We start from the raw sequence: 20,817 nt of genomic DNA, 5'->3' as shown, positions 1-20,817 counted from the left end.
ACTCCATCTAGCACGAGAATAAAAATGAAAGTCACCCAAAGCAAAATTAACGAACTTCTGAGTGAATCAGGATGCGAACACAATCAAAAGAAACAGGGAGAAAAGAAAAATAAATCTTGTACCCAACAAGCCCAACCTGGCGCGGCTCAAGGTGGTTGTGCCTTTGATGGAGCGATGATTGCTTTAGTTCCTATTACTGATGCTGCTCACTTGGTACATGGTCCGATCGCTTGCGCTGGCAATTCCTGGGGAAGTCGTGGAAGTTTGTCTTCAGGTCCAATGCTTTATAAAACAGGTTTTACTACCGATGTGGGTGAAAATGATGTGATTTTTGGTGGTGAGAAAAAGCTTTATAAGGCGATTTTAGAAGTTAATGAAAATTACAAACCTGCGGCAGTTTTTGTTTACGCCACCTGCGTTACAGCTTTAATTGGTGATGATATTGATGCTGTTTGTAAGGTAGCAGCCGAAAAAACTGGAACTCCGGTAATTCCTGTGATTGCTCCCGGATTTATTGGCAGCAAAAACTTAGGTAATCGCTTTGGTGGTGAGGCTTTACTAGAATATGTAGTTGGTACTGCTGAACCGGAATATACTACACCCTATGATATTAATATCATCGGTGAGTACAATATTGCTGGGGAAATGTGGGGGGTTTTAAGTTTATTTGAAAAGTTAGGAATTCGGGTTTTATCGAAAATTACTGGTGATGCTCGTTATGAAGAAGTGCGTTATGCTCACCGGGCTAAATTAAATGTGATGATTTGCTCACGAGCCTTATTAAATATGGCGCGAAAAATGCAGGAACGTTACGGAATTCCCTACATTGAAGAGTCATTTTATGGAATTAAAGATATTAACCGTTGTCTGCGAACTGTAGCTGCTAAATTAGGTGATGCTGATTTGCAGGAACGCACAGAAAAACTCATTGCTGAAGAAACTGCGTCCTTAGATATTGCACTTGCTCCCTATCGAGCCAAGTTGAAAGGAAAGCGTATTGTTCTCTATACTGGTGGTGTGAAAAGTTGGTCAATTATTTCTGCTGCAAAGGATTTGGGAATTGAAGTTGTGGCCACAAGTACCCGCAAAAGTACAGAAGAAGATAAAGCAAAAATCAAAAATTTGTTGGGTAATGATGGCATTATGTTGGAGAAGGGGAACGCTACAGAACTCCTGAAATTAATTGAAGAAACTAACGCAGATATGCTTATTGCTGGCGGTAGAAATCAATATACTGCTTTGAAAGCGAGAATTCCCTTTTTAGATATTAACCAAGAACGTCATCATCCCTACGCGGGTTATGTGGGCATGGTGGAAATGGCGCGGGAGTTGACTGAGGCTTTATATAGTCCGGTTTGGGAGCAAATTCGGAAGCCTGCTCCTTGGGAATAATTGAAAATTACAGCACACATCTTGTTTTTGTTTCGCGCAAAGGTGCAAAGGAGCAAAGACGCAAAGGAAGAAATACTTTGAGATTATTGAGATTATAGTTATTATGGCGATCGCAATTGTTCCAGAAAAGTCTCTGACTGTAAACCCCCTCAAACAAAGTCAGGCTTTAGGCGCTTCTTTGGCTTTTTTGGGGTTGAAGGGGACTATGCCTTTATTTCATGGTTCTCAGGGTTGTACGGCGTTTGCAAAGGTGGTTTTGGTTCGACATTTTCGGGAAGCTATTCCTCTTGCTACTACTGCAATGACGGAAGTTACTACTATTTTGGGTGGTGAGGAAAATGTGGAGCAAGCTATTCTCACATTGGTGGAAAAGGTACAACCGGAAATTATTGGTTTGTGTACCACTGGGTTAACAGAAACTAGAGGTGATGATATTGAAATGTTCTTGAAAGATATTCGAGAACGTCATCCTGAACTTAATCATTTAGCCATTATTTTTGCTCCTACTCCTGATTTTAAAGGTGCATTACAAGACGGTTTTGCAGTTGCGGTAGAAAGTATAGTTAAAGAAATTCCCAAAGCAGGGGGAATTAAACCAGAACAAATCACAATTTTAGCTGGTGCTGCTCTCACTCCTGGAGATGTTCAAGAAGTTCGAGAAATGGTCACAGCTTTTGGTCTAGAACCAATATTTGTACCTGATTTGGGAGCTTCTTTAGATGGACATTTGGAAGATGGTTATACTCCTATAACTGCTAGTGGCACAACTTTAAAAGAATTACGTTCTCTTGGTAGTTCGGCTTTTACCTTAGCATTAGGTGAAAGTATGCGCGGTGCGGCGAAAATTTTAGAGGAAAGGTTTGGAACTAACTATCAAGTATTCAGAGATATAACAGGATTAGAACCTGTAGATCAATTTCTGCAAAAATTATCTTTATTAAGTGGAAATCCCGTTCCTGAAAAATATCGTCGTCAACGTCGGCAATTGCAAGACGCAATGTTAGATACTCACTTTTATTTTAGTTCCAAACGAGTATCTTTAGCTTTAGAACCAGATTTGTTGTGGACTATAGTTGGATTTTTGCAATCAATGGGAGCAGAAATTCACAATGCTGTCACCACAACTCGTTCCCCTTTATTGGAAGAACTTCCTATCAATAATGTCACTATTGGTGATTTAGAGGATTTTGAAAAGTTGGCATTAGGTTCTGATTTATTAATTGGTAATTCTAACGTCAATAATATCTCTAAACGCCTTTCTATTCCGCTCTATCGTTTAGGTATTCCCATCTATGACCGATTAGGAAACGGTCTATTTACCAAAGTAGGCTATCGCGGTACTATCGAGCTTCTTTTTGGGATAGGAAACCTATTCATAGAACACGAAGAATCAACAATGATGCACCAATGGTCATCAGTAATCAACAAATAACACCTGATACCATTTTTTCTATCTCTGTGTCCTCTGTGCCTCTGTGGTTCGTTCATCTTAATTCAGAATAATTAGTATGACAACCGACCACCAACAACTGATAACTGACAACCAACAAAGGACAAATGAAAGTGAAAATTGCTTTTACGACAACTGACCGAATTCATGTTAATGCTCACTTTGGTTGGGCTAAAGAAATTGATGTTTATGAAATTTCCGACAACGGATATGAATTCATAGAAACCCTCAAATTTGAAGGTGATCTCAAAGAAGATGGTAATGAAGATAAAATTACCCCCAAACTACAAGCACTGAATGATTGCACAATTGTTTATGTTGTCGCTATTGGTGGTAGTGCAGCCGCTCGTTTAATTAAAAAGAGCGTAACTCCAGTTAAGGCTAAATCTGAAGAGGAAAAAATTGAAGATATTCTCAACAAATTAGTCAAAACTCTCAAGGGTAATCCTCCACCTTGGTTACGGAAAGCTTTAGTCCAGAAAAAACTTAGTTTTGCTGAAGAACTTGAAAACGAAGCAACATTATGAGCATAAATGATGTGAATGGAACTGGTAACAATTCAGAGGTGGTTTTAACTCCTTTCCATAAATCATTAGTTCAACAAATCCGGGCGCAAGATAGTTATGGGTTTTACCGGAGTTGGACTGATGAATTAATCCTCAAACCCTATATTGTTACTAAACAAAAGAAACGGGAAATTTCTGTAGAAGGTGAAATTGATCCCGCAACTCTTTCCCGAATAAATGCTTTTTTTCGAGCGATAGCATCCAGTATTGAAAAGGAAACCGGACTCATTTCTAATGTGGTTGTGGAATTAGGACATGAGGGTTTTGGCTGGGCTTTAATATTTTCCGGACGCTTATTATTAACTGTAAAAACCTTACGTGATGCCCATCGTTTTGGTTTTGATTCCTTCGATAAATTAGACGAAGAAGGCGCAAAGTTTGTGGAAAAAGGCATTGATTTAGCCAAGCGTTTCCCCGAAGTTGGCAATCTTTAATTAGTCAGTGGTCAGTAGTCAGTTGTCAGTGGTATTTGAACAACGAACAACTGACAAAGGACAACTGACAAAGGACAAAAAATATGACAATTGAGGAAATCACCAACAAGATTAAAAAGCTAAATAGCAAAGCAGGTCAAATGAAAATGGATCTGCATGATTTAGCGGAAGGATTGCCCACAGACTACCACAAACTGATGGATGTTGCTGCGGAAACTTATGAAATTTACTGTCAGTTAGATGGACTCAAGCAACAACTCAAAAAAATGGAGAATTCTAAATGAGTACCAATATTGATGAATTTAAAAAGCTCGTAGATGCAGAAGAGTTTTTTATCTTTTTTAATCTGTCCTACGACCAAAAATTTGTGAACGTAAATCGTTTACATATTTTGAAAAAGTTTTCTCAGTTCATGAGTCAAATTGATGATACTTATCCCCAGATAAGTGATGAAGAAAGATTAGAGAAATATTGCACAGCTTTACAGCAAGCTTATCAGGTGTTTATAGAATCCACACCCCATGAACAAAAGCTGTTCAAGGTATTTAATGATAAGCGGAAAAATGTAGTTACCCTGACAGAAATCACCTCAGATTAGGAGTTAAAAAGTGATCAACCTAACGCCTACCGAATTGGAACGCTATAGTCGCCAAATGATGCTTCCTAATTTTGGCGAATTAGCTCAAAAGCGCCTGAAGTCAGCGACTGTTTTGGTGTCAGGTGTGGGTGGATTAGGCGGTACGGCGGCGCTTTACCTAGCAGTAGCGGGCGTTGGGCGGCTAATCCTAGTCCGGGGTGGTGATTTGCGGCTGGATGATATGAATCGTCAGGTTTTGATGACTGATGACTGGGTGGGTAAACCTAGAGTATTTAAAGCCCAAGAAACACTCAAAGCCATCAATCCTGATGTCCAAGTGGATGTAATTCACGATTACATTACCGCTGAAAATGTGGATGAGTTGGTGCAGTCGGCGGATATGGCTTTGGATTGCGCTCATAATTTCACGGAACGCAATTTGTTAAATGAAGCCTGTGTGCGCTGGCGTAAGCCAATGGTAGAGGCGGCTATGGATGGAATGGAGGCTTATCTCACCACGATTATTCCTGGTGTTACGCCTTGTTTATCCTGTCTGTTTCCAGAAAAGCCGGATTGGGATCGGCGCGGGTTTTCTGTGCTGGGGGCGGTTTCTGGGACTTTAGCTTGTTTGACGGCTTTGGAAGCGGTCAAACTCATTACTGGTTTTAGTCAACCGCTGTTGTCAGAGTTGCTGACGATTGACTTGAACAGAATGGAATTTGCTAAACGTCGTTCTCACCGCGATCGCAATTGTCCAGTCTGCGGTAATACTGCCCCTTGGAGATATTCCCAATCTCAAACTGCAACAGTGTAAAGTACCACTTTTTCAAAATCCACATTCCAAATCAGAATATTCGCTACAGAATAGGAAACAAAATGACTGTTACTTTAACAGAAAAGGCTGAATTTCGTCTGCGGGCATTTTTAAAAGGTTCTGCAACCGAAGACGCTAAAAAGGGTGTCCGCATCTGGGTTAAAGACGGTGGTTGCAGCGGCTACGAGTATGGCATCGAAATTACCAGTAAGCCCCAACCTGATGATGTCGTATCTCAACAAGGAAATGTGTTGATTTACGTTGATGCTAAAAGTGCGCCGTTATTAGCAGGTGTGGTAGTTGATTTTGTTGAGGGAGTCATGGATAGCGGTTTCAAGTTTTCCAATCCCAATGCAACTGATACCTGCGGTTGTGGCAAGTCTTTTAAAACCAATGATGGTACTCCCACAGGTGTACCTTGTGGACAATAGCTCTATAGCAGGTGACAGGGAACAGGTGACAGGTGACAGTGCTAAAAGTCTTTTATTTATTATTAGTTAATGTCCTCACCTCCTTGTCCGTTGCTGTAACTCAAAAGCTCACTTCATTAATCTTTGAGGAGAATTGGAAAATGGCAAGTTATCAAGTAAGATTGATCAACAAAAAAGAAGATTTAGACACTACAGTTGAAATTGACGAAGACACCACAATTCTAGAAGGAGCAGAAGAAGCTGGTATTGAATTACCTTTTTCCTGTCACTCCGGTTCTTGCTCTAGTTGTGTAGGTAAGATTGTTGAAGGTGAAGTCAATCAAGACGATCAAGTCTTCCTAGATGATGAGCAAATGGGCAAAGGATTCGCTTTATTGTGTGTTACCTATCCTCGTTCTAACTGCACAATCAAAACCCACCAAGAACCTTACCTTGCTTAATACAATATTTGTAGGGGTTTAGCATTGCTAAACCCTTTCATTTTTAACAATGATGGAGAATGTTCATCTCGTTCATCTCGTTCATCTCGTTCCCAGTCTCTGACTGGAAACGCATTTTAGAAGGCTCTGCCTTCAATGATATTAGAGGCAGAGCCTCATCAACTGCATTCCTAGTCAGAGACTAGGAACGAGATGTGGTAGGGATTTGAGATTAAGTTGACACCATTAAGCTTTTGCTTTACCCTTTCATTTTTAACAATGATGGAGGATGTTTATCATCTTTCATCATTTCAATTTTCGCTTTTTATTTTGATAATACAATGTTTACTCCTTTTACTATTATGGGTTGTTCTTTAGAATTGCTGAAATCAGGAGATTGTGGCATTGTTACTGTTTGCCAAAGTCAAGATGAGACAATTAGAAAAAAGCTGATATTAATGGGCATTAAAACAGGGAATACGATTACTGTAGAACAGCAATTTCCGACTTTTGTGATTAAATGTGGTGGTTTATCTATGACTATAGATCGGGAAATAGCACGGGCTATTTATGTGCGGGTAATTGATGGGTGAAAAATAGAGATTATTAACTTTTGTTTAAATTGTGATTTAAAAGACATAAAACCTGTATTATTAGGTCAATGTAACAATTTAAATTAATACTCATTGATAATTGTATGAAATTACAAGAAATATTAGACTGTAGAAATAAAATTCTTCTGGGTGACAATCTATCTGTTCTCAAACAAATAGAGAATGATAGTTTTGATTTAATTATTACTTCACCACCATATTTTCAACAACGTGATTATGGAAATGGTGATTTGGGTATAGGTAATGAAGCAACTGAAGGAGAATATTTAAAAAATATACTAACAGTTTTTTGGGAATGTGTGCGCGTCTTGAAAAAAACTGGAGCAATAGTTTTTAATTTGGGAGATAAATATATTAATGGCAGTTTATCTCTAATTCCTTATAAATTTGCAATTCAAGCCACCCAAAATCAAAGTATTTTTCTTATTAATCAAATTACATGGTCAAAACTAAATCCTACACCACGTCAAGATAAAAGGAAATTAATACAAGCTACAGAACCTTTCTTCATATTTGCTAAATCAAAGGATTATTACTTTAATTTAGATAGTTATTTACAACACTTAGACACTTTTCATAAAAGCATAAAAAGTAAACCATCTGATAAATTAGGTAAAAAATATCTGGAATTAATCAAAAATTCAGATTTAAGCGAAGAACAAAAAATAAATGCTACTAAAGCATTAAATCAAGCTATTTTGGCAGTACATAATGGAGAAATTGAAGGATTTAGAATGAAAATTCATGGAATACATAAATTAGCCTATGGTGGACAAGATGGAGGCAGAAATAACCAAATTAAGAATAATGGTTTTACTATTATTAGAATTTTAGGAAACACGATGAAAAAAGACATCATCGAAAGTCCGGTAGAAATTACTAAAAATAATCATCATCCAGCAGTTTATCCTATATATATTATTCAAGAACTTATTAAATTGTTAACTCAAGAAGGTGATTTTGTCCTTGATCCTTTTTGTGGTAGTGGGACTAGTTGTGTAGCAGCTAGAAATTTAAATAGAAACTATTTAGGAATTGAAATTAATCCTGAGTATGTAAATTTAGCTAATAACCGTATGGAAGAACCTGATTCTAAACAACAGGAATTATTTATATGAAATATAATTATAATCAAGACATAGAAATATTAGAAAAATTTTATCAGCAAGCAATTGAATTAATTGAAAATCAAGCATTATCAGAAATTCAGGAAGAAATAAAAGTAAGCCTAGATATTTTTATTCAGAAAATAGAAACTGATAAATCTTTAATTCAGGTAATTATTACAACTTTACTTAAGAAAATAATTAAACCTGAGCAAGATATTAGGTTACACATGGCTAAATTTCCAAATGGATATTCTGCTAGAGTCCTTGATACTAAGGTAACTACACCATTTTTTAAAATAAATTTTCCACGATACGCTAATAAGGAAACTGCATTTTTAACAAAAGCAACACGCGCAGAAATTATCTGGAATTTTGAGGAAGGAATAAAATTAGCCAACGATATCTTGAACCTGTAGAAAGCAAATTTTCCTTTTAGGTGAAATTTTGATCCAACCTACAGCATCAAATAATATAATAAATGTAACTGCTATGTTCTTTACCACTTGATAATATATGATAGAACGAGAAATACTGAATCGTATTACTACAAATCCCAAAGTAATGGCGGGAAAACCAATAATTAAGGGTACACGCTTAACTGTCGAGTATATTCTTAATCTCCTTGCACACGGCGCAACAGTCGCAGAAATTCTGGAAGAATATGAAGGTTTAGCAGAAGCAGATATTCGAGCTTGTTTATTATTTGCATCTCGCTCTCTAGAAAGTACCAGTTTCATGCCTTTGATTGCGGAGATTGCCTAGATGCGATTTTTAGTAGATGAAAATACAGGTGTGACTGTCGCTCGCTGGTTACGTGAACAAGATTATGAAGTTTTCTCAGTTTATGAACAAGGACGGGGAATAGATGATGACACAATTATTCAAAAGGCCTTTGATGAAAATTGGATTTTGATTACTAGTGACAAAGATTTTGGCGAGAAAGTTTATCGAGATAAATACCCTCACCGGGGTGTGATTCTTCTGCGTTTGGAAAATGAACGTTCTGCAAATAAAATCTATATTTTACAACAGGTATTAGAGCAGCATAAGGAACAGTTAGCAGATAGTTTCGTGGTAGTCAGTGAAACGCAGATTAGATTTGCCAGGATAAAATAATCTGCTTATCGAGTATTTCTGATTTTTTGAGATTAGGATGCGTTTTCCCAAACCACAACGCACCCTAATGACTTATCTAAAAATTAATTAGATATTGCATTCATTCTCTCGGAAGGTAAGTCTACTTGACCATTAACAGGGGCTATTTTAAATTCCGGTTTTACAGATGCCTGATTAGCTGCAATTATCTCAGTTATTGCTTCTATAAAATGAGATTGTGTAACTTGTTTTTGCTCTGTAATCTTATTTTCTTTTGCAGCAGAAACAACAGCTTTTAAAACTGCATTTTTAATATCTCTCCCTGATATTCCATCAAATTGAGATGCAAGTTGTGCAAAATCTACTGATTTATCTAAAGGAAGTTTTTGAGGAATTTGAACTTGCCAAATTTTAGCTCTTGCTTGTTCATCAGGTAAATCAATCTGAATTTTCCAGCGAATTCTGCTGATAAAAGCTGGGTCATAGTTATAAATTAAATTTGTTGCAAATATTACTATCCCTTCGTATGCTGACAGTTGTAATAACATTACACTGCGAGTTAAATTAACTGCTGTATCGGTTGACTGACTTACGTTTTCTAGCCGTTTACCCAAGAATGAATCAGCTTCATCAAAGAATAAAACCGCGTCATTACTCGTTGCAAATTCAAAGGCTTTTGCAATATTTTTAGGAGTTTCACCAACATACTTAGATTCAAGTTGTTGGTAGGGAACTACTAGAATTTTCTTTTTTACTGAATGAGCAAATGCTTCAGCAGTGAGTGTTTTGCCAGTACCAGGTGGTCCTGATAAGTTGATAGAAAGGGCTTTATCTAATTTGTGTTTTTCACCCATTCCCCAGTCTTTGTAAATTAGGTCTTGATATTCAAGTTCAACTATAGTTGATTCGATTTGCTTTTTGCTTTTTTGTGGCAGTATTACATTTTCAAGAGAATATTTTGGTTCTCTTAAATAAGGTGTGAAATCTATTGTTGTTTCTGGTGATTTACTTGATCCATTCAACACTTCTTTATTCTTATTTTCCTCATTTTCAGGAAGAGTTTGTTCACCAGATTCTTGACGAAATACTCGCTCTTTATCATGTCTCGGCATTGAATTTCCCTCAATAAATATTCTAAATCAAAAATTAGAGTTAGTTCGGTTTTATTAATCAATTTGAATAATTAAAGAATTAAACCAAAGGTTTTGTTTCATTTTCACATCTGGATCTAAAGGCTGCAATATTGAGCCGATAGCTTTGAATAAAGGATTTTCGGCAATAATTTCTGGTGCTTCTGGAGGTACTACAAATCCCGAAAATAATGGCTTAAAAAGTTCCTCAACAATATTCTGCCATTCCCGATATTCTGCACCTTGTAAATTATTATCAAGAACGTAAATTTGTTCTAAATTTGAGTAAGATATGTTAGATCGTATTACTAAATCTTGTTTATCAAGTTCAGGTACATCATAACCCCTCTCTTTATTCATAACTTCAGTATCGTAAAGCCATATTTTGAGACTTTCAAAATCACAATTTTTGATACGGGAGCTTTGACGAAAAATTTTTCTCACTATTAAGCTATCAAAGAAACTTTGCGTCTTGGGGGTGACAACTATTTCATCGTTTTTAATTCTCTGACCAGGTAAGCCAAATATTTCAATTATTTTCAACCTTCCACCTGGTTCGGAAGAACGAAAACCAACTGCTGTATAGATATTGTCTGAATAGCGTGGCATAGATGCTCCTTTTAAATCATTGTATAGATATCTAAAAACTTCATTATCCCCAATTTTCTAAAACTACTACTTTGGATTGGGATCGGTTGGTTGGTAAAGGAGAGTTTTGAGGTGCTTGCCTAACACTAAAAACTTGTGATTGTTTGGTGTCATAGTATCTTGGGTCCCAAACTTCCATTAAAGTTTCACCTGCAATTGCTCCTGCCAGAAAGATTGCATATAAAACGACACCTGCTCCAAATACGGAGATTAAAACACTAGCAATTGCTGTATACCATACTGCTTGAATTGCCAATATCAAAGTTTCTAAAAAAGCAACTACTAATGTTCCTAGCCATGAAACCAACTGATCTAGCAAACTACCTAACCATGCAAAGAAACCCATTTAAGTTACCTCTAATTAAGATATGAAATTATACATTTAATACAGTTACAAGTGGATTTTGACTCGTCGGTAGTTGTACCTCAGCTTGCTGTTTAGTGTCTAATGCGGTGATAGAAAAAACAACTGGATCTTTGTGTTGTTGTTTAGGATCAGCGATCGCAATCAAAACATCCAATCCATCTCGAAAAATTCCAATCAACCACTCGTTTCGATAACCAAACTCTTGTCGAAGATATGATTCAATACCTGACCAGTTATTATCTAAAAACTGAGCAATTAGTGCCAAGTAATATTTTGTGGCATCTCTTAAGTATCCAAAAATTTCGTTAGCTGCTGTGACAAGATGTTGCCATAAATTAGCAAAAGCTCTTGATAATGCTTCTACTATAGCTGCGAATCCGTAACCAACGGCTGCACCTACGACAAATGCGGCTGCGGCTTGTAATAGAATATCCCACATAATTTCTTTCTATTAATTGTTTTATAACATACTTAATTCTTTGTGTTACTTTTCGGTTATCCTACACCACACACTCAAACCTGAAAAGCGGAAAAAAGCGGATTGCAAAAAAAAATTACAAACAGACGGAAAAAAGCTGAAAAATACGGATAAAGTCTGCTATCATTACTTGTGTCGCGTTACATTTTTAGCCATGCAGGTTAACGAACTACTACAACTTGTGGATGAGGCTGTCTACCTCAACACAGGCAAACGTCTCAATGACTTGCAGCGTGGAGTTATTGAGGGGACACTAAAGCATCAAAAGTATGCTGATATTGCGGAAAATTGTGGTTGTAGCGCGGGTCATGCAAAGGATGTAGGTTACGAACTTTTAAAAATGTTATCTGATATTTTTGATGAACCAGTTGATAAAAGTAATCTGAAATCAGTTCTAGAACGACAGGGAAATGTGAATATTTCTTTGGTTAATAATAGTAGTAATATATTTGGAAATGGCTGTATAAATATTGGTTCTAAACAACCTAAAACTAAACCAGATAAAAGTCATGCTGGTAATTCTAAATTAAAGCAACAAGATCAGAATAAAACTCAGATAGAAAAGATTAGTAAATTACGGTATTTTGGTTTAAATGATGAGCAAATTGCAGAGGTGCTAGAGTTACCTTTAGAGGCAATTAAACAAGTGGAATCAGATAATTGAGCAATAGTAGTGTACATATATTAGACTATAGCCGACTCTATTTGTTAGAATCAAGAAAACAGGTTAAAAAATTAATTATGATAATTTCAGATGAAGTCGTCAAAGCAAGTGGTTTATCAGAAAATCAATTTTTGCTGGAAATTGTAATTTTGTTATTCCAGCAAGAAAAAATCAGCTTGGGTAAAGCTAGTGAAATATTAGGAATGAATCAAATTAAGTTTCAAAAATTACTTGCTGAACGGGGAATATGTATTCACTATGATGTAGCTGAGTTACAGGAAGATATCCAGCATCTAAGACGCTAGAAATTCAACGAAGTTACAGCATTTTTCAAATATTGTTATATAATTAAACTTATCATGGATGTAAAAATATGAAGCTAAGAGTAATTCTAGAACCTAGTGATGAAGGTGGCCACACCGTCTATGTTCCCTCCTTACCTGGTTGTATCAGTGAAGGGGAAAATGTTGATGAGGCATTAGCAAATATTAAAGAAGCTATAGAGTTATATCTTGAACCTGTAGAAAATGAATTTTCCGCTCAGGAAGGTATCATTGTTCGAGAGTTGGTTGTATGAGTAAAGTTTCCAGTCTTCCATACACTAAAATCATAGCTGCTCTAGAACGACATGGATGGATTGTAGTTCGTCAACGGCTCTACTCTTGCCCATATTTTGAAACAAGCCCACACTGATATTGAGCGATTTCTTGATCTCCTGTGATGTGCTATGCCTACGGCGATCGCAAAAAAATGATTTAATTAGAACAATGCTAAACTAAATTTTTTTGGATAAAATCCCCGACTAATTTTTTAAGAGGTGCAAGACTTTTAACCCGTCTACTTGGATTTGAATTATTAATGACTCCCTATACTATAGCGCATTTAAAATTGGGTTTATTATTAGGAGACTTAGGTTATAAATTTGTACCAGAGGAAAGATTGAAAGTTTATTTAACTAATGCGTTAGAAGCAGGAATAAAGGAAGGTGATCTAATTCCTGGTATTACTCAAATAATTGCCGAAGAATCCAGTCAAGCAGGAAAAGTAAAAACGGAAATTCCGGTAATGGTAGTATTAGGAAACCCTCCTTATTCTGTCAGTTCGCAAAATGCTAGTAAACGCAAAAGAGTTTACACAAGTTATCGAATCACCATTATTCCTGAAATTACCCCACCCTAACCCTCCCCGATGCTTTGGGGAGGGATGTTTTATAAAGTGGTATCCCGTAATTTTCATCACATTGTTACCCCCCTTACAAAGGGGAGAAACAAGAAAATCCAGTTCCCTCCCCTTTATAAGGGGAGGGTTAGGGAGGGGTAAAACATTTGATACAGCAATCGTGACTTTTCAAAAACCCTCTTAGAGGAAGTGGTAGACCGCCCCAATCTGGGTCATTTGTTTAAATTGTGATTTTTAGCATCCAAATTCTGTAAGTAGGTAAACAGAAAAATTTAAAGGTATATAACGATATGTAAAGTTGTCTCAATGCGAGATTCTGATTGAGTTTCAGCCATTTTACAAAACGCAATACCCCTCATTTTTATTTTGTTTACCTACTTATAGTAATTAATACAGAATTTAAATTTATTGTTCATTTAGTTTCTGCGTTTCTTCAGGAGTCATTTTTTCTCTTCATCACTTTTCGGCTATTTTGCCTTTTATTCTCCCTGAAGTCTCTAAGCATCTATGCTTACCGCATAACTGGGATGCTGCCATAGCAATTTCTAATTGCTGACACTTCTGGTAATATTTTCTCAGATTATTCTGGCAACTCTGGCAAGTCGAATAAAACTTTAGTCATATAATTTTCTGCCCAATCTATCCCAAAAGCCTTTTCTAAAACTCTACGGGTTTTATCATTTTGTTGTTGTTTGGTACAATAATTATATTGTCCAGCCATAATTTGAGCTACTTTTTCAGGTGCAACTGGACTAGATGCGATCGCTTGGGTACAATGAATATCTAAAAATGATTCTACGTGAGACAAAAAACTTGTCTCTTCTTCGGGGGAACTAGGACGAATAAACAGACAAAAATCGGAAAAAATATTGCCCCATTCTGGTAAATCACGAGGTTGAGAAAAATTGCCTGTGGTTAATTTACTAAGTTGGGAATTATAACCATCTGGTAAAATTCGATCTAAGTTTACTGGCGAAAGATCAGCAATAGCAGCACTAATTTGACCTCTACCTCCGACTAAATCACAACCAAACATGGGAAGATCATATTCAGGATGAGGAAACATCACACAGTGCAGAATATCTAACATATTCCCCACCTTTGCTAGTTCCAAGTGTATTTTGCGAAACTGGGGACTTTGATAACAACGATTTTCGATAATCAGTTTTTCCCCTTCTAATTTACCTTCTACATATCCCAATTCCGCAGGTAAATGGTATGGTGATAAGTCTAGGTGTTTATGCCAAACTGCTTCAATACAATCAGCTAGTTGACGAATTAGGGGATGTTGTTGTTCACGGAGAGAAGGTGTAGAAGACATATTATTTAGGAAATACAATTTATTTCCTAGTTTACAATTATTTGTACCAGATCAACTATTCTCCTGATATTTCTCTTTCTAGCACCTCTTGTAGTTGTGGCAATAATGAGGATAAATCATTTTGAATTGTTTCCCAGACTCTACTCAAATCAACTTGAAAATATTCGTGAGTTACAACATTTCGCATCCCTCCCATTAACCGCCAAGGTATAAGAGGATAGCGTAACTGAATATCATTAGGAACATTTCTAGTAGCTTCTCCAATCACGACGAAATCATAGAGAACAGCTTTGACAAGCGTTTGATTTTTTGTAAATTCCTCAAACGTTACACCCCTTGTCCTTTGCTTAATTTCATTGATAGATAAGACAATATCTTGAATACGAAACCGCCAATCTCTAGAAGGCACGAATGACATCCTTTAATACAGGTTTTCGCAAATGTTCTCTCAAAGCATCCTCCGTTCCCAAATCAACAGAACATCCCAGAATATCTTCTAAATAATACTGCACTTGCAAAAGTTGAAACAACCCACCCGAACGATTAAACTCCACTAAAAAGTCTACATCGCTATCTGAACTAGCTTCATCCCGCGCCACTGAACCAAACAAATTAAGGGATTTTACTCCCAGTTCCTGCAACTTTTCTCTATGTGCAGCTAAAGTTGCCAGTACCTCATCTCGTTTCATGCTTTATTTTCCTAAACCAATTCTATATTAAGATAGTAGTGCAGCACGGCGTAAATAAACCAACCATTTTTAATTGCCAAAAATCTTGCTCAATATTGCTTTTGACTTTTGACTTCTGCCTTGCGGAGTCCCTATTTTTTAACATTTTATCCATTAAAAATTGGGAATAATAATTACTTAACTATCCCCAAAAATCTGTAACTTCATATCCCAATTCCCCGATCATCTGCCGCAATAAAGGTAAACTCAAACCAATGACATTACTGTGACAACCCTCGATTTTCTCCACAAATAAACTCCCAAAACCTTCTAAAGCAAATGCTCCAGCGCATTGAAGAGGTTCACCTGTAGCTACATAGGCAAGAATAGCGCGATCGCTCATTTTCGCAAAATACACCCTAGTAACTTGACATTTAACCACAGTTTGATTTTTAGTAGTATCAATCAAAACATGACCAGTGTACAAGTCACCAAAATTACCTTGCATCAATTGCCAGCGAGCGATCGCTTCCTCTGCATCCCCTGGTTTACCGTAAATCCCTCTACCCATAGCCAAAACTGAATCACAACCCATCACCAAAGCCGCTGGAAATTGGGAAACCACAGTTTCCGCCTTACACTTAGCCAGCGTTTTCACCAATTCCCCAGGTTCAGTTAGTTGTATTTGTGACTCATCAAAATCACTCGGACAAACTATTGGTTCAATTCCCACAGTTTGCAATAACCGACGACGGGCAACAGAAGCAGAAGCAAGCACAAATTGCGGAATTTTCATAGATTTCTGTATAAATAATGTTTGGTAATTAATAATTGAATAACTTATTTTTGTAAGCACTCCCCAGTCCCCAGTCCCCAGTCCCCAATTAATAAACAGCGAAAGAACTCACAACTTCGTCAATCATTCGTTGCAGCTTCTTCCAACGTCTCTCAGGAACAGAAGCATTAAACGTAAACAGCTTACCACGACTGATAGCCACACTAGAAATATTATGTCTTTCCTGTCCATTCGGAAATTTAACTGCATATTCTAGAAAGTAGTAAATTTTCCCATTTACTTCCCTTGCAGCCGCATTGATTAACTCAGCAGTCCGATCAGAACCTACAGGAGCAAGAGCCGCCTTTCCTAATTTATAACCAACTTCCGTTGGTGTTCCCAATTCCGCTAAAGTTTTACCAGAGGGAACAGGACTAATTACCACAGACACATTTTCTGATACTTCAATTAAATCGTGAAACACCACATCAGGCCCATCACCAACTTTAACTTGTAACCAACCATTAGGATAATCAAACTGATAACCGTCAGCACTATCTACAAACCGATTTAGTCCAGCCGCATTAGCCACACCAACACTACTCAAGCTGAAGCTCAACACCAATAATAAGATCAACGTAATTCTTTGCCACATTTTTTCCAATTCCTTTTGTCCGTCAAGAATACAAGGTAAAGATAATTGCAAGTTCTTATTTTCTCACTAATCTGGACAATCTGGAGACTTTCCTTTTGCCATCTTCTTCAGACTTGATAAGTATGTGTGCTATAATTGGACAGTCTCGCACCTTGTGGTCAAATAAAAAACCTCTTTGTTGTCAAAATCAGCCGCAAGCACATCTAAAAGTATGAAAAAAGTTGTCGTTGGTCTTTCCGGTGGCGTTGATAGTTCCGTAGCCGCCGCTATGCTGCATAATCAAGGCTATGATGTAATTGGTTTAACTCTTTGGCTGATGAAAGGCAAAGGGCAATGTTGCTCTGAAGGAATGATCGACGCGGCTAATATTTGTGAACAATTGGGTATACCCCATGAAATTGTTGATATTCGGGATGTCTTTCAAACAGAAATTATTGATTTTTTAGTGACAGGTTACAGCGTAGGCATTACGCCGTTGCCTTGTTCCCAATGTAACAAAACGGTGAAATTCGGTCCAATGGTGGAATATGCAAGGGAAAAATTGGCATCGGATAAAATCGCCACAGGTCATTATGCCCAAATCCGCTACGATGACACCACTAACCGTTACCAACTATTACGAGCCGTAGACCGCAACAAAGATCAATCTTATTTCCTCTATGACTTATCCCAAGACTTATTAGGGGCAACAATTTTTCCCCTGGGTGAACTGAATAAAACTGATACTCGCAGAATTGCTACTGAATACAACTTAAAAACCGCCGATAAACCAGAAAGTCAAGATTTATGCTTAGTAGAAAGCAATGGCTCTATGCGGGCATTTTTAGATAAATATTTAGCTCCTCGACCTGGTGATATTGTGGATACCACTGGTAAAGTTTTGGGACAACATGATGGTGTTCATCATTACACCATTGGTCAGCGAAAAGGCTTAGGCATCGCCGCAGCCGAACCCTTGTATGTAATTGAATTAGATGCAGCTAATAACAAAGTAGTTGTAGGCGATCGCACCAAAGGATCTCAGTCAGAATGTACAATAAATCGAGTAAATTGGGTTTCCATAGCTGAACCCGTTGCCCCCATTCGCGCCGAAGTTCAAATCCGTTATCGTTCCCAACCCGTACCCGTCACAGTAATTCCCCTACCAGATTCCCGCGTCCGGTTAGTATTTGATGAACCACAATTCAGCATCACCCCTGGACAAGCAGCGGTTTGGTACGACGAAGATATGGTATTAGGTGGCGGAATCATCGAACAATCGTAGGGGCGCAGGGCCTGCGCCCTGTCTTTCTGGGGAGAGAACCACCTCTGGCTTAAATACCGCAAGGGGTCTAAATTAAGGGACTTCCAAGAAATAAATTATCCTGATTAACGAACCACAGAGGCGCAGAGGACACAGAGGAATAAGGGTTTGAGAGATTTTTGCGTTAGGTGGTTGAGTATTTTTTTATTTGGAAGTCCCTAAGTGGACTCGTTGAACCAAGAATCTCAGTGGCTAAAGCCAGTAAGAGTGTCAAAGTCATGATAGTTTCGATCCGTATCTTTACCCCTGAGAGTGTAAAATCACTTGTATAGGCATAAGAATTGTGCAGATTCAGGAGTATCTTTGTATAAGCATTCAAAACGAACAAAATTGTGCTTTTGTGCAACTTGGTACAAAGTAGTTTGAGTTTCGGGGAAATCATAAGTAGATATATGATTTTCAATCATGGACATATCTTGAGACGAGAGTGCAGTCCAGTTTTGACGCATATTTTCTAAGTAGCGATTAACAAATTTTTCTCGGTCTTCCCCTTCTTTACAAACTATGTCAATCAAAACAAATACACCCTTGGGTTTCAAAAGATGGAATACTTGCTCAATAACTTTATCTTTTTGTGCCAAACTTAGATGATGTAAAACAAAGGAAGTCGTAACTATATCAAAGCTTTGCTTTCGGTTTTCAGCTAGTTCCTCAACAACTTTCGATATGTCGTCTTCAATAAAAGTTTGTTCACAGTTAATTTGTGCCATGTTGCCTTGGGCAATTTCCAAAGCAGCCGCAGATAAGTCAATTCCGGTATAGGAGGCAACGGTAGTATTTAATAAAGCTTGAACTGATGAACTAGCATCACCGCATCCAAGTTCAAGTAAGGAAAATGGTGTTGGCAAGTAATCAGTTAATAATTTATGCAAAACACCATAAATTTCTCGGTGTTCCATGTAATTATTGGCTAAGACTTTTTGATATGTTTCCCAATTCTTCTTAAAGTAATTATCTGATTGAGTTTTCAGAGTATTCATGGAAGCATTCCCATAACTGACAATATATTGAAAATAATAGCAGTATAAGAGGATGTTTGAAAAGTATCAGAATTAATCGAGATCCCCCCAACCCCCCTTACAAAAGGGGGCTAAATTCCTCAAAGTCCCCCTTTTCAAGGGGGATTTAGGGGGATCTGCGGGTGTCAGATACCACACGAAAAAGTTTTCAAACAACCTCTTAGTTTCATTGGGTTGTTAATTGGCTGTTCCCCAGCACAAACAAAACCACCCGTTAAAAATTTTATCAATGCGTAAGTCATAATTATTTTTTTGTCCATAAAAAAATAAAAACCGTGAAAAAATAAATTCACGGCTTTAATAAAAAATGTGGTGTGAGGAGACTTAACTCACTTCATCATACTTCATCTAAAAATTAGAAGTTCAACTACCGCAAATTTCTTTACAAAGTAATTCTTTGATGACATATATATATTCTTAATATTTGTCACCTTATACTATAGCGCCACCACAACTAGAACCACACCCCGCAGTACAACCATAGCAATATTCAGCAGTTTGGACTTCTTGAATTATATCTAAACTACCAATTTCTAATAATTTGCTCACCGTCAATTTTTCACCATTGCTAGTTTTTGCAGGTAAATTCATCATTTGGTTAAAATCACAATCAAAAATATTCCCTAAATAATCAATTGAAAGTTGTTCACGACACATTAAACCATCAATTGTGTTGGGGTTAAAGTGAGACTCTAAAAAATGCAAATACCTAGAATAAAGCTGCTTTTTTTCTAAATGAAACTTGGTTCTCCCCACAGGTATATTAGTAATGGTGAAAAGATGATTAAATCTAATATCAAAATTTTCCATCAAAAAGGTTTTATAAGCCTTTTCTAAATTTTCCTGTTCGGGAGTTAAAGAAAAATCTTCACTATTTGGTAATGGAGGATTGTACACTAAATCTAAAACTAAATTTGGGTTTTCACCATAACCAATTTTGTTCAACCATTGCAAAGCTTTAATTGATTGATCAAAAACACCATTCCCCCGCATTTTATCCACATTATCTGCTAAATAACAGGGAAGAGAAGCAACAATCTTCACTTGATGTTGAGCAAAAAAATCTGGCAAATCCTCAAATCCCTTCACAAAATAGATTGTCAAATTTGATCTCACAATTACCTGTTTACCTGCCTTTATAGCAGCTTCTACCAATGACTTAAAACCATAATTCATCTCTGGAGCGCCACCAGTTAAATCAACAATTTTGATTTCTGGAAACTTCTCAATCAAGGTAATTAACTGTTGACAAATTTCCGGTGTTAGTTCCTCTGTTCTTTTGGGACTAGCTTCGACATGGCAATGGTTACAAGCTAAATTACAACGCTTTCCCAAATTAATTTGTAAAACATTAATTTCTTTTTTTGTTAAAGGTGAATTTAGCTGTTGAAAAAAAGGTGTAATCATAGAAGCATCTCTAGCACGAATTTCTATAAGAGGATATTTTAAAGGTCATTCAACCTAAGAGGATGTTTGAAAAGTTTTGAATATATAGACTGACCCCTCTCCAAACCTCTCCCCTGCAAGGGGAGAGGCTTTAAAACCCCCATTCCCTTGCAGGGAAGGGGGGTAGGGGGTTAGGTTTTTGGAGATTACGGGTTTGATATAATACTTTTCAAACAACCTCTAAGAGACAGGGGGAAGTGGCAGACTATTGATAATTGGAACATACCACTTGACTAAATCGAAAGTTTCCTATATCATAGAGA

The 20,817-nt window shown here is 37.1% G+C and carries 30 protein-coding genes; 19 read left to right on the top strand and 11 right to left on the bottom strand.

Annotated features, from left to right (window positions below; genetic code table 11):
• Positions 1-24 precede the first annotated feature (24 nt).
• The 14 genes from nifE to AA650_RS18225 all read left to right on the top strand — a co-directional run bounded on the left by nifE (position 25) and on the right by AA650_RS18225 (position 8,922).
• A complete protein-coding gene (gene nifE, locus AA650_RS18290) occupies positions 25-1,392 on the top strand; it encodes a nitrogenase iron-molybdenum cofactor biosynthesis protein NifE (RefSeq protein WP_053540103.1) in 1,368 nt (455 codons plus the stop codon).
• Positions 1,393-1,495: 103 nt separating this feature from the next.
• On the top strand, positions 1,496-2,824 hold the full coding sequence (gene nifN / locus AA650_RS18285) for a nitrogenase iron-molybdenum cofactor biosynthesis protein NifN (protein ID WP_053540102.1): 1,329 nt from the start codon (positions 1,496-1,498) through the stop codon (positions 2,822-2,824).
• A 125-nt stretch (positions 2,825-2,949) separates the two neighbouring features.
• Positions 2,950-3,369, top strand: coding sequence for a nitrogen fixation protein NifX (gene nifX, locus AA650_RS18280; protein WP_027404272.1), 420 nt, complete (start codon positions 2,950-2,952; stop codon positions 3,367-3,369).
• Positions 3,366-3,842, top strand: a complete 477-nt coding sequence (locus tag AA650_RS18275) for a NifX-associated nitrogen fixation protein (protein ID WP_442853946.1) — start codon at positions 3,366-3,368, stop codon at positions 3,840-3,842. Before nifX ends, AA650_RS18275 begins: the two co-directional genes overlap by 4 nt.
• A gap of 83 nt (positions 3,843-3,925) precedes the next feature.
• Positions 3,926-4,126, top strand: a complete 201-nt coding sequence (locus tag AA650_RS18270; protein WP_053540100.1) for a CCE_0567 family metalloprotein — start codon at positions 3,926-3,928, stop codon at positions 4,124-4,126.
• Complete coding sequence (gene nifW, locus AA650_RS18265) at positions 4,123-4,440, top strand: nitrogenase-stabilizing/protective protein NifW (protein ID WP_053540099.1); 318 nt, start codon at positions 4,123-4,125, stop codon at positions 4,438-4,440. Before AA650_RS18270 ends, nifW begins: the two co-directional genes overlap by 4 nt.
• A 10-nt stretch (positions 4,441-4,450) precedes the next feature.
• The gene (locus AA650_RS18260; protein ID WP_039200998.1) at positions 4,451-5,233 is read left to right on the top strand and encodes a HesA/MoeB/ThiF family protein; all 783 of its coding nucleotides are present in this window, start codon (positions 4,451-4,453) and stop codon (positions 5,231-5,233) included.
• Between the two features lie 62 nt (positions 5,234-5,295).
• Positions 5,296-5,664, top strand: coding sequence for a HesB/IscA family protein (locus tag AA650_RS18255; RefSeq protein ID WP_039200997.1), 369 nt, complete (start codon positions 5,296-5,298; stop codon positions 5,662-5,664).
• A gap of 140 nt (positions 5,665-5,804) precedes the next feature.
• Positions 5,805-6,104, top strand: a complete 300-nt coding sequence (locus AA650_RS18250; RefSeq protein WP_039201032.1) for a 2Fe-2S iron-sulfur cluster-binding protein — start codon at positions 5,805-5,807, stop codon at positions 6,102-6,104.
• Positions 6,105-6,424: 320 nt separating this feature from the next.
• Complete coding sequence (locus tag AA650_RS18245) at positions 6,425-6,676, top strand: FeoA family protein (RefSeq protein WP_039200995.1); 252 nt, start codon at positions 6,425-6,427, stop codon at positions 6,674-6,676.
• A 104-nt stretch (positions 6,677-6,780) separates the two neighbouring features.
• The gene (locus tag AA650_RS18240) at positions 6,781-7,815 is read left to right on the top strand and encodes a DNA-methyltransferase (protein WP_039200993.1); all 1,035 of its coding nucleotides are present in this window, start codon (positions 6,781-6,783) and stop codon (positions 7,813-7,815) included.
• Entirely contained in the window at positions 7,812-8,222 is a 411-nt protein-coding gene (locus AA650_RS18235; RefSeq protein ID WP_053540098.1) for a hypothetical protein, read from the top strand. The genes AA650_RS18240 and AA650_RS18235 overlap by 4 nt, the downstream gene beginning before the upstream one ends.
• Positions 8,223-8,319: 97 nt before the next feature.
• The gene (locus tag AA650_RS18230) at positions 8,320-8,568 is read left to right on the top strand and encodes a DUF433 domain-containing protein (RefSeq protein ID WP_053540097.1); all 249 of its coding nucleotides are present in this window, start codon (positions 8,320-8,322) and stop codon (positions 8,566-8,568) included.
• Positions 8,569-8,922 carry a DUF5615 family PIN-like protein gene (locus AA650_RS18225; protein ID WP_053540096.1) on the top strand — a complete coding sequence of 118 codons (354 nt, stop codon included), beginning with the start codon at positions 8,569-8,571 and terminating at the stop codon, positions 8,920-8,922.
• Between the two features lie 83 nt (positions 8,923-9,005).
• Here AA650_RS18225 and AA650_RS18220 read toward each other — a convergent pair whose 3' ends face one another.
• From AA650_RS18220 to AA650_RS18205, 4 genes are read right to left on the bottom strand one after another with little or no spacing between them, the layout of a single operon-like run.
• Positions 9,006-10,013: an ATP-binding protein gene (locus AA650_RS18220; protein ID WP_081424267.1), complete on the bottom strand. Its 1,008-nt coding sequence runs from the start codon at positions 10,011-10,013 to the stop codon at positions 9,006-9,008.
• Positions 10,014-10,067: 54 nt separating this feature from the next.
• Positions 10,068-10,640: a hypothetical protein gene (locus tag AA650_RS18215; RefSeq protein WP_053540095.1), complete on the bottom strand. Its 573-nt coding sequence runs from the start codon at positions 10,638-10,640 to the stop codon at positions 10,068-10,070.
• A 43-nt stretch (positions 10,641-10,683) separates the two neighbouring features.
• Positions 10,684-11,025: a hypothetical protein gene (locus AA650_RS18210; RefSeq protein ID WP_053540094.1), complete on the bottom strand. Its 342-nt coding sequence runs from the start codon at positions 11,023-11,025 to the stop codon at positions 10,684-10,686.
• A gap of 28 nt (positions 11,026-11,053) precedes the next feature.
• Positions 11,054-11,485, bottom strand: coding sequence for a hypothetical protein (locus tag AA650_RS18205; protein WP_053540093.1), 432 nt, complete (start codon positions 11,483-11,485; stop codon positions 11,054-11,056).
• Between the two features lie 193 nt (positions 11,486-11,678).
• Between AA650_RS18205 and AA650_RS18200 the strand changes: the two genes are divergently transcribed.
• The 4 genes from AA650_RS18200 (at position 11,679) to AA650_RS18185 (ending at position 13,367) form a co-directional block, all read left to right on the top strand.
• Positions 11,679-12,188, top strand: coding sequence for a hypothetical protein (locus AA650_RS18200; RefSeq protein ID WP_053540092.1), 510 nt, complete (start codon positions 11,679-11,681; stop codon positions 12,186-12,188).
• A 77-nt stretch (positions 12,189-12,265) separates the two neighbouring features.
• Complete coding sequence (locus tag AA650_RS18195; protein ID WP_053541334.1) at positions 12,266-12,493, top strand: UPF0175 family protein; 228 nt, start codon at positions 12,266-12,268, stop codon at positions 12,491-12,493.
• Between the two features lie 68 nt (positions 12,494-12,561).
• Entirely contained in the window at positions 12,562-12,765 is a 204-nt protein-coding gene (locus AA650_RS18190) for a type II toxin-antitoxin system HicB family antitoxin (protein WP_053540091.1), read from the top strand.
• A gap of 281 nt (positions 12,766-13,046) precedes the next feature.
• A complete protein-coding gene (locus AA650_RS18185) occupies positions 13,047-13,367 on the top strand; it encodes a hypothetical protein (protein ID WP_053540090.1) in 321 nt (106 codons plus the stop codon).
• Between the two features lie 580 nt (positions 13,368-13,947).
• Here AA650_RS18185 and AA650_RS18180 read toward each other — a convergent pair.
• The 5 genes from AA650_RS18180 to psbP form a co-directional block, all read right to left on the bottom strand.
• Positions 13,948-14,688, bottom strand: coding sequence for a phycocyanobilin:ferredoxin oxidoreductase (locus AA650_RS18180; protein WP_053540089.1), 741 nt, complete (start codon positions 14,686-14,688; stop codon positions 13,948-13,950).
• A gap of 55 nt (positions 14,689-14,743) precedes the next feature.
• Positions 14,744-15,097 carry a HepT-like ribonuclease domain-containing protein gene (locus tag AA650_RS18175; protein WP_053540088.1) on the bottom strand — a complete coding sequence of 118 codons (354 nt, stop codon included), beginning with the start codon at positions 15,095-15,097 and terminating at the stop codon, positions 14,744-14,746.
• Positions 15,087-15,377, bottom strand: a complete 291-nt coding sequence (locus AA650_RS18170; RefSeq protein WP_027404262.1) for a nucleotidyltransferase family protein — start codon at positions 15,375-15,377, stop codon at positions 15,087-15,089. The genes AA650_RS18175 and AA650_RS18170 overlap by 11 nt, the downstream gene beginning before the upstream one ends.
• A 181-nt stretch (positions 15,378-15,558) precedes the next feature.
• Positions 15,559-16,152, bottom strand: coding sequence for a Maf family protein (locus AA650_RS18165; RefSeq protein WP_053540087.1), 594 nt, complete (start codon positions 16,150-16,152; stop codon positions 15,559-15,561).
• Positions 16,153-16,240: 88 nt separating this feature from the next.
• Positions 16,241-16,786, bottom strand: coding sequence for a photosystem II reaction center PsbP (gene psbP / locus AA650_RS18160; protein ID WP_053541333.1), 546 nt, complete (start codon positions 16,784-16,786; stop codon positions 16,241-16,243).
• Positions 16,787-16,997: 211 nt separating this feature from the next.
• Between psbP and mnmA the strand changes: the two genes are divergently transcribed.
• Positions 16,998-18,050 (top strand): tRNA 2-thiouridine(34) synthase MnmA, encoded by a 1,053-nt coding sequence (mnmA, locus tag AA650_RS18155; protein ID WP_053540086.1) that lies wholly within the window; start codon positions 16,998-17,000, stop codon positions 18,048-18,050.
• A gap of 299 nt (positions 18,051-18,349) precedes the next feature.
• On the opposite strand, the gene AA650_RS18150 is transcribed toward mnmA, so the two are convergent.
• On the bottom strand, positions 18,350-19,069 hold the full coding sequence (locus tag AA650_RS18150) for a class I SAM-dependent methyltransferase (RefSeq protein WP_053540085.1): 720 nt from the start codon (positions 19,067-19,069) through the stop codon (positions 18,350-18,352).
• Positions 19,070-19,540: 471 nt separating this feature from the next.
• Entirely contained in the window at positions 19,541-20,515 is a 975-nt protein-coding gene (arsS, locus tag AA650_RS18145; RefSeq protein WP_053540084.1) for an arsenosugar biosynthesis radical SAM (seleno)protein ArsS, read from the bottom strand.
• Positions 20,516-20,817: the final 302 nt, after the last annotated feature.

Origin of the sequence: Anabaena sp. WA102 (assembly GCF_001277295.1) — a bacterium.
GTDB lineage: Bacteria > Cyanobacteriota > Cyanobacteriia > Cyanobacteriales > Nostocaceae > Dolichospermum > Dolichospermum heterosporum.
Note: the sequence above shows the minus strand (reverse complement) of the source record. Positions and strands in the feature narration are given on the sequence as shown.